16 protein-coding genes and 2 tRNA genes are annotated in these 17,990 nt (G+C 59.5%); 16 read left to right on the forward strand and 2 right to left on the reverse strand.

Annotated elements, in window-relative coordinates; all coding sequences use genetic code 11:
- The first annotated feature begins 86 nt into the window (after positions 1-86).
- The 10 genes from L888_RS13430 to L888_RS0105525 all read left to right on the forward strand — a co-directional run bounded on the left by L888_RS13430 (position 87) and on the right by L888_RS0105525 (position 9,740).
- Positions 87-392 (forward strand): DUF6922 domain-containing protein, encoded by a 306-nt coding sequence (locus L888_RS13430; RefSeq protein WP_044248762.1) that lies wholly within the window; start codon positions 87-89, stop codon positions 390-392.
- On the forward strand, positions 347-715 hold the full coding sequence (locus L888_RS0105485; protein ID WP_027952152.1) for a nucleotidyl transferase AbiEii/AbiGii toxin family protein: 369 nt from the start codon (positions 347-349) through the stop codon (positions 713-715). Before L888_RS13430 ends, L888_RS0105485 begins: the two co-directional genes overlap by 46 nt.
- Positions 716-880: 165 nt before the next feature.
- Positions 881-2,011: an AraC family transcriptional regulator gene (locus L888_RS0105490; RefSeq protein ID WP_005845759.1), complete on the forward strand. Its 1,131-nt coding sequence runs from the start codon at positions 881-883 to the stop codon at positions 2,009-2,011.
- Positions 2,012-2,082: 71 nt separating this feature from the next.
- On the forward strand, positions 2,083-3,891 hold the full coding sequence (locus tag L888_RS0105495; protein WP_027952153.1) for an AMP-dependent synthetase/ligase: 1,809 nt from the start codon (positions 2,083-2,085) through the stop codon (positions 3,889-3,891).
- 126 nt (positions 3,892-4,017) lie between these two features.
- Entirely contained in the window at positions 4,018-5,145 is a 1,128-nt protein-coding gene (prfB, locus tag L888_RS0105500) for a peptide chain release factor 2 (protein WP_027952154.1), read from the forward strand.
- Between the two features lie 45 nt (positions 5,146-5,190).
- Entirely contained in the window at positions 5,191-5,382 is a 192-nt protein-coding gene (locus L888_RS0105505; RefSeq protein ID WP_027952155.1) for a hypothetical protein, read from the forward strand.
- On the forward strand, positions 5,379-5,879 hold the full coding sequence (locus tag L888_RS0105510; RefSeq protein ID WP_005845763.1) for a CYTH domain-containing protein: 501 nt from the start codon (positions 5,379-5,381) through the stop codon (positions 5,877-5,879). Before L888_RS0105505 ends, L888_RS0105510 begins: the two co-directional genes overlap by 4 nt.
- A 160-nt stretch (positions 5,880-6,039) precedes the next feature.
- The gene (locus L888_RS0105515) at positions 6,040-7,398 is read left to right on the forward strand and encodes a sodium-dependent transporter (RefSeq protein WP_027952156.1); all 1,359 of its coding nucleotides are present in this window, start codon (positions 6,040-6,042) and stop codon (positions 7,396-7,398) included.
- A 57-nt stretch (positions 7,399-7,455) separates the two neighbouring features.
- Positions 7,456-8,799: a sodium-dependent transporter gene (locus L888_RS0105520; protein ID WP_027952157.1), complete on the forward strand. Its 1,344-nt coding sequence runs from the start codon at positions 7,456-7,458 to the stop codon at positions 8,797-8,799.
- A 26-nt stretch (positions 8,800-8,825) separates the two neighbouring features.
- Positions 8,826-9,740, forward strand: coding sequence for a ComEA family DNA-binding protein (locus tag L888_RS0105525; RefSeq protein ID WP_027952158.1), 915 nt, complete (start codon positions 8,826-8,828; stop codon positions 9,738-9,740).
- 48 nt (positions 9,741-9,788) lie between these two features.
- On the opposite strand, the gene L888_RS0105530 is transcribed toward L888_RS0105525, so the two are convergent.
- Positions 9,789-9,864 (reverse strand) — tRNA-Pro (locus tag L888_RS0105530).
- Positions 9,865-10,013: 149 nt separating this feature from the next.
- Between L888_RS0105530 and L888_RS0105535 the strand changes: the two genes are divergently transcribed.
- Positions 10,014-10,086, forward strand: a tRNA-Phe gene (locus L888_RS0105535).
- 434 nt (positions 10,087-10,520) lie between these two features.
- Here L888_RS0105535 and L888_RS0105540 read toward each other — a convergent pair.
- The gene (locus L888_RS0105540; RefSeq protein ID WP_027952159.1) at positions 10,521-11,885 is read right to left on the reverse strand and encodes a UDP-N-acetylmuramoyl-tripeptide--D-alanyl-D-alanine ligase; all 1,365 of its coding nucleotides are present in this window, start codon (positions 11,883-11,885) and stop codon (positions 10,521-10,523) included.
- Positions 11,886-12,182: 297 nt separating this feature from the next.
- Between L888_RS0105540 and L888_RS0105545 the strand changes: the two genes are divergently transcribed.
- The 5 genes from L888_RS0105545 to pta all read left to right on the forward strand — a co-directional run bounded on the left by L888_RS0105545 (position 12,183) and on the right by pta (position 17,971).
- On the forward strand, positions 12,183-13,673 hold the full coding sequence (locus tag L888_RS0105545) for a leucine-rich repeat protein (RefSeq protein WP_027952160.1): 1,491 nt from the start codon (positions 12,183-12,185) through the stop codon (positions 13,671-13,673).
- A 151-nt stretch (positions 13,674-13,824) separates the two neighbouring features.
- A complete protein-coding gene (locus tag L888_RS0105550) occupies positions 13,825-14,943 on the forward strand; it encodes an AAA family ATPase (RefSeq protein ID WP_027952161.1) in 1,119 nt (372 codons plus the stop codon).
- A gap of 44 nt (positions 14,944-14,987) precedes the next feature.
- Positions 14,988-15,845: a dihydropteroate synthase gene (folP, locus tag L888_RS0105555; protein ID WP_027952162.1), complete on the forward strand. Its 858-nt coding sequence runs from the start codon at positions 14,988-14,990 to the stop codon at positions 15,843-15,845.
- Between the two features lie 182 nt (positions 15,846-16,027).
- Positions 16,028-16,807: a diadenylate cyclase CdaA gene (gene cdaA / locus L888_RS0105560; RefSeq protein WP_005845776.1), complete on the forward strand. Its 780-nt coding sequence runs from the start codon at positions 16,028-16,030 to the stop codon at positions 16,805-16,807.
- 114 nt (positions 16,808-16,921) lie between these two features.
- Positions 16,922-17,971, forward strand: a complete 1,050-nt coding sequence (pta, locus tag L888_RS0105565) for a phosphate acetyltransferase (protein WP_027952163.1) — start codon at positions 16,922-16,924, stop codon at positions 17,969-17,971.
- The last annotated feature ends 19 nt before the right edge of the window (positions 17,972-17,990 follow it).

A 17,990-nucleotide genomic window follows, 5' to 3' on the forward strand; every position in this document is an offset into this window, starting at 1 on the left:
AAATCCTCCGACCCTTGCAGGTTTGGCGGGAAACGCCTATCTTTGCAGTGAATCCGTTGACTCGGAATGTAAAAGGAAAGAAAACCATGAGTAGTCAAGAGTGTATCGGGCGGTTGTCGAGCCATTTGTTTTGGGACATTGACTTGGCGCAAGCCGACATGGACCGGGCTCCGGCCCAGATTGTGCAGCGCGTGCTGGAGTACGGCGAACTGAGCGATTGGCGCCTGATTAGGGATTACTATGGACTTGACAAAATCGTGGAGGTGTGCAAGCAACTGCGCACACTCGACCCGGTATGCCTGTCGTATATATGCGCTATCTCGCAAACCAGAAAGGAAGACTACAGATGTTATCGTACCAGACAGTCGAACCCCACACCCTGGAACTCCTGAAACGGCTCATGGCCGAACCGCTGTTTGCAGACATGCGGCTTGTAGGAGGTACGGCGTTGGCCCTGCAGTATGGACACCGTCAGTCGGTGGATTTGGATCTGTTCGGCCGTCTGCCCGACGATATCTTCCTTTTACAACATTACACGTTGCGTGAATTGATGACTTTTTACCGGCGCAAATACCCTGAACATAACGAGTTTCGAGCCCTGATGAGCCTTTCTTATTTTGAAGATGCCGAGGAGCAGTTGATGCCTCGGATGTTCAGTACGTTGACGTGGGAGACTGTCAAGGCCACGATATTGCGCGAAGTGCAACATGTTTGAGGACAGTGCATAGCCATGCATGCAGCAGTGACAGGCTGCGACAAGGAGGAGGAACGGACTGCGGAGTCCTGCTTTCAATTTTCGGAAAACAAGTTGTCGTTTCGGAAAAATGCGCTATCTTTGCAGCCGGTACAAATACAAGTCATAACCTACGAACGACAATCTATGGCCCAGTCAATGATTACGGTGGCCCCCATGCTGGTTTGTGCTTTCTGGATGGCGATGCTGGCCTTGGATGTCAAGGAGCACGGCGACCGGGCGGCACACCGCGCCCTGCTGTTGTGGGCAGCGGCCGCCACCTTATTATATATGGGGCACTGCGTCTTCTTCAACCGCGACACGCTGCTGCTTCCGCTCTTCGACACGCTCTATGTGGTCTGCAATCTGGCCGTGTTCCCGCTGTATCTGCGCTATCTCGTCCGGCTCACCGAGGGTCGGGTGAGCCGATCGACGAATCTCCTGGTGGCTGTGCCTCCGGTGGCATTTGGCGTTGTGGTGGGTGCCCTCTACCTGCTGATGACACCGTTGGAAACGGCCCATTTCATCGAGGCTTACCTCTATCGCAATAGTTTTGACAGCCTTGCGGGGCTGGTTTGGTGGATGGCGGTCGTGCACCATGCAGGCAAAGTGCTGTTTGCCGTCGGCGTGGTTGTGACGCTGTGGGTGGGCACACGCAAGGTGAGACGCTACAACCGGCTGGTCGATTCGCTGTATGCCGACACGGACAACCGACGGCTTCGCGGTGTGACCACCATCTTGGTGTTGATGGTGGCGACGTGCATCGTGTCGTTTACAGCTAATGCCATTGGTCGCCATTACTTTGCCGGACGGCTGTGGTTGCTGGCCATTCCGTTTGTGATGTTCAGTATGTTGCTCTTTGCTTTGGGCTATTGCGGCTATCGGCAACAGTTCTCTTTCGAGGACGTGGAGCTCGGAACAGACGGGCCGGAGGCCGCGCCCGAGGCTGAAAGTATGGGTCAGTGGCTGGCGCAGGTGCGTGGGGTGATGAGCGACGAGCAGCTCTACCTGCTGCCCGATCTTAAGGTTGATGATGTGGCCCGACGGCTGGGCACCAACCGCCGCTACGTGCAGCAGGCCATGAACGAGGAGCTGGGCATGACGTTCTCCGAGTATGTGAACCGGCTGCGCGTGGACTATGCCGAGCGGGTGCTGCAACAAGAGCCCGGCATCACCGTTGAGGAGCTGGGTCAGCGGGCCGGCTATGCCACGAAAAGCACGTTCTATCGCAACTTTGCCAGGTTTAAAGGCTACCGCCCCAAGGCGGCCGAAAGATAAAAAAACGGGGATTTTTCTTGTTTTCTTTGCCAATTAACGCTATCTTTGCATCAATTATAAATCCCAAAAACATGCAGAACAGAAGTCACCTCTCGGTCCTTATCCATGAACAGGCAAAGAAATATGGCTCTCGGGCGGCACTCACTTTTCGCAACTTCGGCAGCCTGAAGTGGAAGACCGTGTCTTGGAATCAGTTCTCGTTGCGCGTCAAGCAGGTGAGCAATGCCATGCTCAACCTGGGTATCCGTCCGCAGGAAAACATAGCTGTTTTTTCCCAAAACTGCATCCATTATCTCTATACAGACTTCGGCGCCTACGGTGTGCGGGCATGCTCAATTCCCTTTTATGCCACAAGCTCGGAGCAGCAGATACAGTACATGATTAACGACGCGGAGGTGCGCTTTCTCTTTGTAGGCGAGCAGGAACAGTACAACAAGGCCCACCGTGTCTTTGCACTGTGCCCCTCGCTGGAGCGTATCATCGTCTTCGACGACAGTGTACGCATCAGTACCCACGACCCCAACGCACTCTATTTTGACGACTTCCTGAAGCTCGGCGAGGACTTGCCGCGGCAGACGGAGGTGGAGAAGCGCTGGGCCGAAGCCAATGACGACGACCTCTGCAACATCATCTATACCAGTGGCACCACGGGCGAGAGCAAGGGTGTGATGCTCACTTATGGGCAGTATGCCGCCGCCATGCGGGCCAACGGCGAGTGCGTGCCGGTGAGCGAAAAGGACAGAATCATTAGTTTCCTGCCTCTCACGCACATCTTCGAGCGGGGATGGACCTATCTGTCACTGACCATGGGGGCCGAGATTATCATCAACACCTATCCCAAGGAGATACAGGATTCGATGCGCGAGACCCATCCCACGTGCATGTCGAGCGTGCCGCGCTTCTGGGAGAAAGTGTATCAGGCCGTGAAAGACAGGATAGACCGGGCCGGCAGCGTGCAGCAGAAGATATTCCGCCATGCGCTCCGTGTGGGCCGACGGCACAACATCGAGTACCTGGCCAACGGCCGGCGGCCGCCGCTCACGCTGGCGCTGGAATATAAAATGGTGAATGCTTCGGTGTTGAGCCTGGTGCGCAAGCAGCTGGGTCTCGAGAACCAGCACATCTTTCCGACGGCCGGTGCCTACGTCTCGCCCGAGGTGGAGGAATTCGTCCATTCCATCGGCATCAACATGATTGTGGGCTATGGGCTCACCGAGAGCCTGGCCACGGTGTCGTGCGACCGCTTGGGCAAACCGTTTACCGTGGGTTCGGTGGGTCGTCCCGTGCCGGGGCTGGAAATCAAGATTGGAGCCAACGACGAGGTGCTGCTCAAGGGCCCCACCATCACCAAGGGCTACTACAAGCGCGACGGACTCAACGGACAGGCTTTCGATGCCGATGGATTCTTCCATACGGGAGACTCGGGCTACATGAAAGACGGCGAGCTCTACCTCAAGGAGCGCATCAAAGACCTCTTCAAGACCAGCAACGGCAAGTATATTGCCCCGCAGATGGTGGAGTCGATGCTGCTTGTAGACAAGTTCGTCGACCAGGTGGCCGTGATTGCAGACCAGCGTAAATTTGTCTCGGCTCTCGTGGTGCCGGAGTTCCGACTGGTCGAGGAGTGGGCACGCGACAACGGCATTGCCTTCGAGTCGCGCGAGGATTTGTGTGCCAACCAGCGTGTGCACGACATGATGATGGACCGCATAGAGACCTTGCAGCAGGGGTTGGCCCACTACGAACAAATCAAGCGCATTGCCTTGTTGCCCCATCATTTCTCGATGGAATCGGGCGAACTCACCAATACTCTCAAGATGCGACGCCCCGTGATATACAAGAATTACAAGGAGGAAATCGACCGCATGTATGAGGAATAGGAGGCGTGGAGTCAAGAGGTGATGGGGTTAAGCCCAGTGGTTTGCGGACGGCTGCCATGTGAATTTCCCATGTGTCATAACTCCATCACTCCTTAACGCCCTCACTCCCCCCAAAACAATGATGAAATGATAACAGCAGATCAATTGAAAGATGTGGCGGAGCGCACAGAGAAGCTACACCATTATCTGAATATCGACCAGAAGAAAGTGGAATACGAAGAGGAGCAATTGCGCACGCAAGCTCCCGATTTTTGGGACGACCCCAAGCGGGCCGAGGCCCAGATGAAAAAGGTTAAAGGCATCGGCAAATGGCTGTCGGGCTACAACGAAGTGAAGCAGTACGCCGATGAGTTGCAGCTGGCTTTCGACTATTACAAGGAGGAGCTGGTGACCGAAGAAGAGGTCGATGCCGACTATGCCAAGGCCATCGGGGCCATCGAGGAACTGGAGCTGAAGAACATGCTGCGGCAGACTGAAGACCCGATGGAGGCCGTGATGAAGATCAATTCGGGTGCTGGCGGCACAGAAAGTCAGGATTGGGCACAGATGTTGATGCGTATGTACATGCGCTGGTGCGACGCCCACGGCTACCGGGTAACCGTCTCAGACATCCAGGAGGGCGACGAGGCGGGCATCAAAAGCGTCACCATGACCATCGAAGGAGGCGAATATGCCTATGGCTTCCTGAAGAGCGAGAACGGCGTGCACCGCCTGGTGCGTGTGTCTCCCTATAATGCACAGGGCAAGCGCATGACGAGTTTCGCCAGCGTTTTCGTGTCGCCGCTGGTCGATGATACCATTGAAGTGTATGTCGATCCGGCCAAAGTGAGCTGGGATACGTTCCGTTCCAGCGGTGCAGGAGGCCAGAATGTGAACAAGGTTGAGTCGGGCGTGCGGCTACGTTATCAGTACGAAGACCCCGATACGGGCGAGAAAGAGGAGATACTTATTGAGAACACCGAGACCCGAGACCAGCCTAAAAACAGGGCCAAGGCCATGTTGCTGCTCAAGAGTCAGCTCTACGACCGGGCCATGAAAAAGCGTATGGAGGCCCAGGCTAAGATAGAAGCCGGCAAGAAAAAGATAGAGTGGGGCAGCCAGATTAGGAGCTACGTGTTCGACGACCGCCGGGTGAAGGACCATCGTACCAACTTCCAGACTTCCGATGTGGACGGTGTGATGGACGGCAAACTCGACGGATTCATCAAGGCTTACCTCATGGAATTTCCCGTGACCGACGAGGAAGAGGCATGACAGCAATCTGTAATCTAATCGTTAAACCTATAAAATTGAAATGGTATGAGCAATAAAAAGAAGAACGACGCCCACATCCCCGTACGCGAAGTGAACGCTGCAGAGAAGAAAGTGGTTCGTGAAAAGCGCGACGAGAAACAGAAAAACCAGGGCGACAGTGTGGTGAAATGGATCTTCGGCATCCTTGTCGCACTGGCCATCATTTACATGATTTGGAGTATGTATCTCGTAGGATGAGCGGACTGGAAATAGAGAGAAAGTTTCTCGTCAAGAGGGGCGGCGCGTACAGGCGCGCCGCCTTTTCGTGCAGCCATATCCAGCAGGGCTATATCCCTGCCGACGGCGCCACGGTGCGTATCCGTGTCCGCGACGACCGCGCTTTCCTGACCATCAAGGGCCGCAGCGTCAATGGCGGCATGACTCGCTACGAATTTGAGAAGGAGATTACCCTCGACGAGGCCGCCCATTTGATGCAGCTTTGCCGGGGAGGAGTGATAGATAAGCACCGCTACTTGGTGCGGAGCGGGGCGCATGTCTTCGAGATCGATGAGTTTCACGGGGCCAACGACGGGCTGGTGATGGCCGAGGTGGAACTTGGCAACGAGGCCGAGGCTTACGAAAAGCCCGATTTCATCGGGCCCGAAGTGACGGGTGACAAGCATTTCTACAACTCCCACCTGCTGTCCAATCCCTACGAACGCTGGAAAGAAAACGTGCCGGAGGATTACCGCTGACAGGTGGCCGCATGGCGGCGGGGCCGTGGAGGCTTGCCGAGAACATGCCTGTCTGTTGCTTTATAAATCAAAGAATTTCCGGATTTTTGCTTTCATCGTACCCGCAAAAGCGGATTATTTTTTATAATTTTGCAAGCCGAAGCAACAAGAAAGGACGCTTATGTCAGAAGAAAGATCCAATTTTGGGAGCAAGATGGGCATGATATTGGCCACGGCCGGCGGGGCCGTGGGCCTGGGAAATGTGTGGCGTTTCCCCTATATGACCGGCGAGAACGGTGGTGCTGCTTTCATTCTTATCTATGTGTGCTGCGTGTTGGTGCTGGGCATTCCCTGCATGATCTCGGAGTTTATCATCGGTCGTCACGGTGCGTCCAACACGTTCCGGGCCTATGCCAAGGTGTCGGACGGCAGCGCGTGGAAGTACGTAGGGCTGCTCGGCGTGCTCACAGGCTTCCTCATTACAGGCTATTATGCCGTGGTGTCGGGCTGGTGCCTGCAGTACGTCTACGCCTCGGTGATGGGCGAGCTGCGGGGCGACCCGGCCTTTGTGAAGACCTATTTTGAGGCATTCTCCACTGATCCCGTGCGCCCCATCTTCTGGACAGCGGCCATCTTGCTCTTTGCACACTTTGTCATTATCCATGGCGTGCGGGGCGGAATAGAGCGTGCATCCAAGCTGATGATGCCCACACTCTTCGTGTTGCTGCTGGTCATCGTGGTAGCTTCATGCCTGTTGCCCGATGCCTCGCGGGGTGTGGAGTTCCTTTTCAGGCCCGATTTCACCAAGGTGGACAAGGGCGTTTTCCTCGGTGCGCTGGGCCAGTCGTTCTACTCGCTGAGCATTGCCATGGGCTGCATCTGTACCTATGCCTCCTATTACAGCCGTCAAACCAACCTGCTCAACTCGGCCCTGCAGGTGTCGCTGGTCGATACGGCCGTGGCCGTGCTGGCCGGACTGATGATTTTTCCGGCGGCTTTCTCCGTGGGTGTGAACCCCGACAGCGGCCCCTCGCTCATCTTCATCACCCTGCCCAACGTGTTTAACCAGGCCTTTGTAGGCATGCCTCTGCTGGGTTGGATCGTCTCATTGCTGTTCTATGCCCTGCTCTCCATGGCAGCGCTCACGTCGCTTATTTCGTTGCACGAGGTGAGCACCTCGTTCTTCTACGAGGAGCTGCACATCACCCGTCGGCGCGGAGCCATGCTCGTCACCGCCACCACCGTCGTCATTGGCGGCTTCTGCTCGCTCTCGCTGGGGGCTGTGGATGGGCTGCAGGTGGCCGGCCGGTCGCTTTTCGACCTCTTCGACTTTGTGACCGGACAGGTGTTTCTGCCTGTCGGCGGCTTCCTCACCTGCCTGTTTCTGGGCTGGTTTGTGCCGCGCCGGCTGGTGCGCGACGAGTTTACCAACTGGGGAACGCTGAGCGGCCGCTTCTTCGGCGCATACCTTTTTTTGGTGCGTTACGTGTGTCCGCTGGCCATTCTCTGCATCTTCCTGCACCAATTCGGCATTATTTAAAACACAACGCGGCGGCCCTGCACCCTGTCGCCGCCGCACCATCAATACCCCAAGACCATGAGCGAACGCGGAAATTTCGGAACCAAGATAGGCGTTATTCTGGCCACGGCCGGCTCGGCCGTGGGACTTGGCAATATCTGGCGCTTCCCCTACATGACGGGACAGGACGGCGGCGCGGCCTTTATCGTGCTCTATCTGGTGTGCATTCTGCTGCTGGGCATCCCGGGCATGGTGGGCGAATTCATCGTGGGCCGCCACGGTGCATCCAATGCAGCGCGGGCCTATCACCTGCTGGGCGGCAAGTGGTGGGCGGCCGTAGGCTACATGGGCTCCGTGACGTCGATCATCATTCTCGGCTTCTACTCGGTCGTGGCGGGCTGGTGCCTGCAGTACCTCATGGCCTCGCTGCTGGGCGGACTGAACGGCGATGCCGCCTACGTGGCCCGCTACTTCCAGGAGTTTTCGTCGCATCCCGTGAAGCCGTTGCTTTGGACAGTGGCCTTCATCCTGCTGACCCACCTCGTCGTTATCCGCGGCGTACGCAGGGGAATCGAGCGGTTCAGCAACCTGCTCATGCCCACACTCTTCGTGCTGCTGCTCATCGTCGTGGTGGCTTCGTGCCTGCAGCCCGGCGCCGGGCGTGGGGTGGCGTTCCTCTTCAAGCCCGACTTCACGAAGATTTCGCGCGGTGTCCTGCTTGATGCGCTGGGCCAGGCTTTCTTCTCGCTCTCGCTGGGCACGGCCTGTCTGTGCACCTATGCCTCCTACTTCAGCCGTCAGACCAACTTGCTGCGCTCGGCCGGACAGATTGCCGGCATCGACACCTTGATAGCCATCCTGGCCGGACTGATGATCTTTCCGGCGGCTTTCTCCGTAGGCGTGAACCCCGACAGCGGGCCCTCGCTCATCTTCATCACCCTGCCCACAGTGTTCCAACAGGCCTTCACGCCTACGCTGGGCTACATCGTCGGTATCCTGTTCTATGCCCTGCTGTCCCTGGCCGCCCTCACGTCCACCATTTCCATGCACGAGATTGGCACGGCCATGTTCTACGAGCAACTCCACATTTCGCGGCCGCGCGGTGCAGTTTTGGAGACGCTCTGTGCCGTCGCCATCGGCGTGGCATGCTCGCTTTCGTGCGGTGCGGCGGACATCAGCATCCTGGGCAAGAGCTTCCTCGACTGCTGTGACTACCTCACTTCCAACATCCTGCTGCCCTTGGGCTCGTTCCTCACCTGCATCCTGCTGGGATGGGTGGTGCCCCGGCGCGTGGTGCGCGACGAGTTTACCAATTGGGGCACCCTGTCCGGCGTGCTCTTTGCCGTGTGGCTTTTCCTCATCCGCTACGTCTCGCCGCTCTGCATCGTCGCCGTGTTCCTGCATCAGCTGGGTGTTATTTAGCCGGCCCCCATATCCTTTCTTTTGCCATGAAACCCAAAGACCTGTTCTTCTTCAACCGTTCCGACCGCGGCGTGCTCCTCTTCTTCCTGCTGCTGCTGGTGGGTGGCCTCGCCCTGATGGGCTGGCTGGGCGGAGGCGGGGGCCGTGGTGCCGCCGGTTCCGTAGACTCCACAGCCGCGACCGACCGACCGCAGCCGCGTTTCGCCGACACGGACGAAGCGCACCCGTCCAAGGCCTACGAGCCCTATGCCGTGGCTCCGGCCCATGTTCCCGAACGCTTCCCCTTTGACCCGAACACGGCCGACAGCAGCCAGTTGCTGCGGCTCGGGCTGCAGCCCTGGCAGGTGCGCAACATCTACCGCTACCGTGCCGCCGGCGGCATCTATCGCCGGCCGGCCGACTTTGCCCGACTCTACGGACTCACGCGCCGGCAGTATCGGGAGCTCGAGCCCTACATCCGCATCTCCGACGACTACCTGCCCGCCGCCACGCGCTACGCCACCGCCACTCCCGTTACGGCCGACACCGTCCGCCGCCACCCGGCCAAGCTGGGCCCCACGGAGCGTGTGGACCTGAACGCGGCCGACACCACGCTGCTCATGCGGGTGCCCGGCATCGGCCCGTATTTTGCCGCCCGCATCGTGAACTACCGGCAGCGGCTGGGCGGCTACGCCCACACGGAACAGCTGCGCGAGATAGACGACTTTCCCGAACAGGCCCTCGGCTACTTCGTGACGGGCGGCGGCGTGCAGCGGCTCAAGGTGAACCGTCTGCGGCTGGGGGAGCTGCGCCGCCACCCCTACATCAATTACTATCAGGCCAAGGCCATCGTCGACTACCGACGGCTGCACGGCCCGCTCACCAGTCTGGACCAGTTGCGGCTGCTCGACGACTTCACCGCGGCCGACATTGACCGGCTGCGGCCCTATGTGGAATTTTGAAAGAGGAAACAAAAAGGGGTTGCTTCTGCACGAAGCAACCCTCTTGGCTGGTCGGGATGAGGCGACTCGAACGCCCGACCCCTACGTCCCGAACGTAGTGCGCTACCAACTGCGCTACATCCCGCTGCCATCTCAAGAGTCGGCACCCCTGGGGGCGTTCCTCTTTTGACGGTGCAAAGGTACGCCTTTTTTCCGAAACGCACGCATTTTTGCAGGGAAAAATTTGGGCATTCGCCAAAAAACCACTACCTTTGCACCCGCAAACAAGCCTAAGGTGCCATAGCTCAGTTGGTAGAGCAAAGGACTGAAAATCCTTGTGTCCCCGGTTCGATTCCTGGTGGTACCACTTCCTCCTTTCATTCGGTCCGGTTACTGCATTCGTGCGGTGCCGGACTTTTTCGTTGTCGTCGCCCGTCCGCGCGCGCACCGCTATCCCTCCGTATATGCACCGCCACCCTTTCGTGTCTGCACCGCTGGCGGATGGGGCAGGGGCCGCCACGCCGTGGCATAGAGGTCGTCGCACCGTGGGGCACGGGCGGCGACGGGCCCTTGGCCCTGCCGCCATCGCGTGCCCGCCCGTCTTTTATGCCGCAAACGCCCGGCGATTACGCTGTAAACGCAGTGCGTCTACGCCGCAATCGCCAGGCGTTTTCACCGTTATTGTTTTTCGTTCGGGCCGTCGAGGCACAGTCCCGGCCGTGTAGCGGCGCAATCCCAGCCATGTGGCGGGGCAGCCATGGCCGTATGGCGGCATGGCCCCGGCCGCCGCACGCTCCGCCCTTAGAGCAGGGCGGGCAGCTCGAACAGGCGGATGCCGTTGGACCCCTTGACGAGGATGCAGTGGCCTTCGGGGCGGTTGGCGGCTATGGCGGCCTTGACCTCGTCGATGTTTCTGAACTTGCGGAAGCTGCAACGGGTCTTGGCAAACTCCTCGCCCACGAGCCACACGCAGTCGAAGCGGGCCGTGGTGAGCATGTCGGCCACGCGCTGGTGCTCCTCGTTGCTCACGTCGCCCAGCTCGCGCATGTCGCCCAGAATGGCCATCTTGGGCATGGAAACCTCGGTACGCTCAAAGTTGTCAATGGCGGCTGCCATGCTTGTGGGGTTGGCGTTGTAGGCGTCCATGATGAGCCAGTTGTGGGCCGTCTGCTCCAGTTGCGAGCGGTTGTTGCTGGGCACATAGTGCTCCAGGGCGTGTCCTATCTGCCCGGGCGTCACGCCGAAGTGGAGGCCTATGGCGACGGCGGCCAGCACGTTGTCGAGGTTGTAGGCGCCGATGAGCTGCGTCCGGACGGCATGCCTCGGTGTCTGCATGCCGGGCTGCGGGCCGGTAGGGTCGTCGGTGGCGGCATCGCCGTCGGCCAGGGCGTCGTCCTGCCACCACTCGAGCCCCAGGAACGGAGTGCAGCCCGTGACGCGGCCCTGCACACGGGCCTGGTTGTCCTGACCGTAGCTCAGCACGCGGTCGAGGCCGCGCTGGCGGGCCATCTCCACCAGATGGTCGTTGCCGGTGTTGAGAAAGGCGAGGCAACCGTGGGCCTTGAGATAGTCGTAGAGCTCGCCCTTGGTCTGCTTCACGCCCTCGAACGAGCCGAATCCCTGCAGGTGGGCACGGCCCACATTGGTGATGAGGCCGCAGGTGGGCTCCACATAGTCCACGAGTTTACGGATGTCGCCGGGGTGCGAGGCCCCCATTTCCACCACCGCAATCTCGTGTTCGGGGGCGAGGCGCAGCAGTGTTTTGGGCACGCCCACGTCGTTGTTGAAGTTGCCCTCGGTGTGCATCACGCGGTATTTCTCGGCCAGCACGGCCGAGACGAGCTCCTTGGTCGTGGTCTTGCCGTTGGTGCCGGTGATGCCGATGACGGGGATGCGGAACTGGCGGCGGTGCTCGCGGGCCAGCTCTTTGAAGGCGGTGAGGCAGTCGTCCACGAGGATGATGCGCGGGTCGGCGGGGTCGGCACAGTCCGCCTCGTCGACGATGGCGTGGCTGCAACCCTGCTCGAGGGCGGCGCGGGCAAACTTGTTGCCATTGAACGAGGCCCCTTTCAGGGCGATGAAGATGCTTCCGGCCGGACAGTTGCGGCTGTCGGTGGTTACCTGCGGGTGTTGTAGGTAGAGCTGGTATAGTGCTTTGCTGTTCATGATTCTTGACGGACGTGGAGGGAGAGCCCCCTGTCCGCGCGCAAAAATAGCGGTTTCGGGCTAAACCTCCAAATGTTTTGGGCGGAAATGTGGGCCGCCGTGGCAGAATGTGCGGCCCGCCGCGGTGGGGCGTGTGCCGAGTGCCCCTTATATAATAAGGTGTAGCCGGAAGCTGCGGCTACTGTTAAGATATACGAAAAAAGCCACTCCTTTGCACTCCGATCCGCGCGGGTTGGCAGATTTTGCTTAACTTTGCGAGAGCCGGCAAACCGGCAGGACTGTAAACTTGAAACACGCATGAAACGATTGAGACTTGTAAACGCCTGGCTGGCCACGTGCGCCTTGCTGCTGCTTACGGCCTGTGGCAGCGACAGCGAGCAGCCGCAACCCACCACCGATCCGGCCACGCGGCAGATACTGGAACAGCAGGAGGTACTCACGGGTGCGGCCGACACCACCCTTGCCTTGGTGTTGCGGTCGGGCGACGAGCCTTGGCAGGCAACGGTGGACAATGGCGAAACAGCCGAGGGCGAGAGCCCCTGGTGCACCGCCACCGTGGCCAACGCCGGCGAAACAAGCACCGTACAGATACACGTGACACGCAACCCGGAGATGGGGTGGCGGCGGGCACAGCTCACGCTGACGCAGGGCGAGCGGCGCTACGTGGTGACCCTGCGCCAGCACTTCGCCCCGCAGCTGCGCCTCCGCAGCACGCACATCGACGTGGCGACCGACAGCACCAATGCCTATGTCTTCGTCACGGCCAACCTGGAGCACACCGTCACCGTGCCCGCCGAGGCCTCATGGCTCAAGGTGGAGTCGAGGATGGCGGAAAAGTGGGGAGGCCCGACACGGCCCTACGCCACGTTCATCTACCGCCTCCGGTGCGAGCCCAACCGCGGACTGGGCCGTGCGGCCGAGCTGACGATTGCGGCTCCCGGGGCCGTGCCGGTGTCGGTGACCGTGCACCAGGGCCCCCGTACGCTGCGCGAGCAGGAGGAAATGCGGGTGGACAAGCCCGGAGAGCTGGGCACGCTGCTGGGCAGCGACCCACGAAAGTGGCGTGAACTGCGGAGCTTGAAGCTCTCGGGGCAGCTCAACGACGCCGACATGCAGGCACTGCGCACGCTGCTTTGCCCCGAGGTGTCGTGGCGATGGACCAACGCTGAGGGTAATGTCGTGTCGACGCACCACGGCATTCCCCTGAACTTGCAGCAGGTGGACTTGGGCGAGTGCAGCCTCGTGACGTGTGGCACATACGCCGAAAAGGCCATCGGCACCACGCTCGACGCCTACGTCAGCCGCAGGCCCGACGTGCTGGCTGACGGTGCATTCAGCATCACCCGCACGCCCTTGCAGCGCGTGGTGCTACCCCGTGGGCTCACGGCCATCGGCCATCGCGCTTTCCATCTCTGTCTGGAGCTCTGCGAGGTGGACTTCCCCGCCTCCGTGCGCAGTGTGGGCAGCTATGCCTTCTTCAACTGCTCCAAGCTCTCGCAAATCCATATTCCTGCCGACTCGCAGCTGGAGACGCTCGGCGACGAGGCTTTCCACACGGGCGCGCGGCTGGACGAAATCAGCTATCCGGCCACGTTGCAGATGGGCCCCGACCAGGGATTCAAGGGCAACTTCACGGCCCGCCGCATCCACGTGAAGTGGCTGGTGCCGCCTGCATTGGGCCGCTTTGGCGTGAACAAGACGTCGGTGCTCTGCGTGCCTCGCGGCACGGCCGCCCTCTATCGCGCGGCTCCGGGCTGGAACCGGGCCAGCGAAATTGTGGAGGAGTGAGAGGCCCCGAAAGTCTGTATGCAGCCCCGGCGGAGCGATTTTTGCCCGCCGTGCTTGCGGGATAAGCCGGAATTGCCTATCTTTGCATTGCGAAAAGTTCGTAACGAGAAGTTCGCAACGACGCTTCGCAACGACTTGAAGATTTGTGTTTATGGACATTGTCAATCCCTTTCTGCTGTCCGGTTATGTGTCGCCGGCCTATTTCTGCGACCGTGAGCAGGAGACAGACAAGCTGGCCTCCGCCCTGCGAAACGGCCGCAATGTGACCCTCGTCAGTCCCCGTCGCATGGGCAAAACGGGGCTCATCAGGCACGTGTTCCACCAAGTGGAACAGGCCGGGGAGGCTGCGTGCTACTATGTAGACCTGTACCAGACGGACAGTTTGGCCTCGCTCGTCAAGAAGCTGGGCGACGCTGTGCTGGGCACGCTTGACACCACCGAGGCCCGGCTGGTGAAGCGGGTGGCCACTTTCTTCAGGTCGCTGCGCCCCGTTATCACCATCGACCCCATGACGGGGAAGCCCTCGCTCACGATAGACGTGCAGCCCGACCTGGCCGAACGGTCGCTGGCCGAGATATTCGACTACATGCAGCAGTCGGGCAAACGCTGCTATGTAGCCTTTGACGAGTTCCAGACCGTCACCACTTATGCTGACAAACAGGTGGAGGCCCTGCTGCGTGCCCACATCCAACACCTCACCTCGGTGCGCTTCATTTTCTCCGGCAGCCAGCGCCACGTGTTGGAAAACATGTTTGTTTCGGCCGCCCGCCCGTTCTATCAGAGTGCGCAGATGATGAATTTGGGGAGCATTGCCCCGGCTGCCTACGAGGCCTTTGTCCAGGCCAGGCTGGCCGATGCCGGGCGGAGGCTGCTGCCCGGCGTGTTCGGCGGGCTCTACGAGCGGCTTTCCGGGCACACGTGGTACGTGCAGATGACGCTCAACCGGCTCTATGAAACGGGCGCGACCGACATCACGGCCGATGCCGTAGACCGTGTGCTGGCCGACATCGTAGAGGAGAACGCCCCCACCTATCACACCTTTCTGCGCCTCGTCACCCCGGCTCAGGGGCGGCTGCTGCGGGCCGTGGCCCGGGAGGGGACGGTGCGCGAGATACTCGGCAAGGCCTTTGTCGCGGCCCATCAGCTGGGTGCAGCCAGCACGGTGAAGTCGGCAGCCAAGGTGTTGGTGGACAAGGAACTGCTGCTGCAGACGGACGATGCCTACCAGGTCTACGACCGATTTTTCGGCATTTGGCTGGCCCGAGGCTGAACGTCCACCTATTATTATAGTAAGTTTTGAAGACGAAAGAAGCAATGACAAATACAAGCACGGACTATACCATCAACGTGCGCGGCCGGCTGTTCAGCCTGAAACGCCCGCAGGTGATGGGCATACTGAACTGCACGCCCGACAGTTTCTTTGCCGGAAGCCGCAAGCAGACCGAGGCCGAAATAGCCGACCGGGCCAACCAGATCGTGGCCGAGGGTGGCACAATCATCGATGTGGGGGCCTTCTCCACGCGTCCCGGCGCCCACGAGGTGACGCAGGAGGAGGAGATGGAACGGCTGCGTCGCGCCCTGCCCATCGTGCGCCGCGAGCAGCCCGACGCCGTCGTCTCCGTAGATACCTACCGGCCCGAGGTGGCGCGCATGGCGGTGGAGGAGTATGGGGCCGACATCATCAACGACGTGTCGGAGGGCGGACTCACAGGCATTGTGGACACGCCGCTGGAGCAGACCGCCGCCGACTGCCCCGCCATCTTCCGTATGATGGGACGGTTGCGGGTGCCCTACATCCTCATGTCGGTGCAGGGCACGCTGCACGACATGCTTGTTGGCTTTGCCCGCGAGGTGCAGCAGCTGCACGACCTCGGCGTGAAAGACATCATTCTCGACCCTGGTTTCGGCTTCGGCAAGGCCATGGACGAGAACTTCCGCGTGCTCGACACGATGGATCGGCTGTCTGTTCTGGGGTTGCCTGTGCTGGCCGGCATCTCGCGCAAGCGCATGATTCATCAGGTGTTGGGCATCACGGCCGACGAGTCGCTCAACGGAACGACCGTGCTCAACACCGTTGCCTTGATGCGGGGAGCCTCCATCCTGCGTGTGCACGACGTGCGCGAGGCGGTGCAGGCGGTGAAGCTCGTGGGACGAACCATGGGTGTGGAGTGATGGCGTGAAGGAGTGACGGAGTTGAGACAACAGGTTCTTGGGGATGGTTTAACGTGTGGAGTTAGAGGAGTGATGGAGTTAAGGAGTTAAGACAAATGGTTCTTGGGGCTCATTCAACCGCAGACCCGCTGTCATAACTCCTTAACTCCATAACCCCTTAACTCCTCCAAACAAAGGATATTATGTTTTTTGAATTCGGCATTAAAGACATCATCGACATCTTTTTGGTCGCCCTGATGCTCTATTATATCTATCGGTTGATGAAGGAGAGCCGGTCGCTCAACATCTTTATCGGCATCATGTTCTTCGTGTTGGTGTGGCTTTTCGTCTCGCAAGTGCTGGAGATGCGCCTCATGGGAAGCATTCTTGACAAGCTGGTGAGCGTGGGTGTCATCGGCCTCATCGTGCTGTTCAAGGAAGAGATACGCAAGTTTCTCTATCAGTTGGGCGCCCACGAGCGGGTGCGCAACGTGCTGCGCTTCTTCTCGCAAAAGAAAGATGCCGGGCAGACGGAGGACAAAGCCACCATCATGCCCATCGTGTGGGCGTGCATGGATATGGCCAAAGCCAAGGTGGGTGCACTCCTCGTGGTGGAGCGGGCAACGCCACTCGACGACATCGTGCAGACGGGAGAGACCATCGATGCCAGTGTGAACAAACTGCTCATAGAGAACATTTTCTTCAAGAACTCGCCTTTGCACGACGGTGCCATGATAGTCTCGAAGAAGCGAATCAAGGCTGCCGGCTGCATCCTGCCCGTGAGCCACAGCCTCGACATTCCCAAGGAACTGGGGCTGCGCCACCGTGCTGCCATGGGCATCAGCCAGGATTCGGACGCCATCGCCGTGGTGGTGTCGGAGGAGACCGGGCGCATCAGCGTGGCCATCAGGGGGCAGTTCCGCCTGCGGCTCTCGGCAGAGGAGCTGGAGAGCATCCTTGCCCGTGAGATGGCAAGCGTATAAGGGCGTTTTTATGACCGTTTACGCCTAATTTCTACGCCTTGTGTTTGTCCACCTCGGAAACTTTGCCTAACTTTGTAGCATACAACAGACAATTAATGGAATAAGAATCAAACTATGGGTTTATTAGAACAGATTGTGGCGCGTGCTAAGGCTGACAAGCAGCGCATCGTGCTTCCCGAAGCAGAGGAAGAACGCACATTGAAGGCAGCGGATAAGGTATTGGCCGACGATTTGGCCGACCTGATTCTCATCGGCAACCCTGAGAATATCAGGAAAGAGGCCGAGGCTTGGGGCCTGACCCATCTTGACAAGGCCACCATCGTGGATCCGCGGCACTGCGAGAAGACGGAGGAGTATGCCGCAGTGCTGGCCGAACTGCGCAAGAAAAAGGGCATGACCGTGGATCAGGCCCGCGAGCTGGTGACCAAAAACAATCTTTATCTGGGTTGCATGATTATCAAGACCGGCGACGCCGACGGCCAGATTTCGGGTGCGCTCAGCACCACGGGCGACACGTTGCGCCCCGCCCTGCAAATCATTAAGTGCGCCCCCGGTGTCAGTTGCGTGAGTGGTGCCATGCTGATTATCACCCATCAGAAAGAGTATGGCGAGGACGGCATCGTGGTGATGGGCGACGTAGCCGTCACCCCGAACCCCACGGCCGACCAGCTTGCCCAGATAGCCTACACCACTGCACAAACCGCACACTCCGTGGCTGGCTTCTCCGATCCGCGCGTGGCCATGCTCAGCTTCTCGACCAAAGGCTCTGCTCAGGATGCCAAGGACAAGGAGACGGGCAAGAGTGTCTACATCATCGACAAGGTGCTCGACGCTACAAGGATTGCCCATGAGAAGTATCCCGAGCTGAAAGTGGACGGCGAACTACAGGCCGATGCCGCCTTGGTGCCCGCCGTGGGCTCCAAGAAAGCCCCCGGAAGCGACATTGCCGGCAAGGCCAACGTGCTGGTGGTGCCCAATCTCGAGGTGGGCAACATCGGCTATAAGCTCGTTCAGCGTCTGGGCAACGCCCTTGCCATCGGCCCCATTATTCAGGGCATCGCCCGTCCGGTGAACGACCTGAGCCGCGGCTGCTCCGTGGACGACATCTATTATATGGTGGCCATCACGGCCTGTCAGGCCCAGGATGCCAAGGCGAATTCTTAATTCACGATTCATCATTTAC

The organism is Hallella seregens ATCC 51272, from assembly GCF_000518545.1.
Taxonomy (GTDB): Bacteria; Bacteroidota; Bacteroidia; order Bacteroidales; family Bacteroidaceae; genus Prevotella; species Prevotella seregens.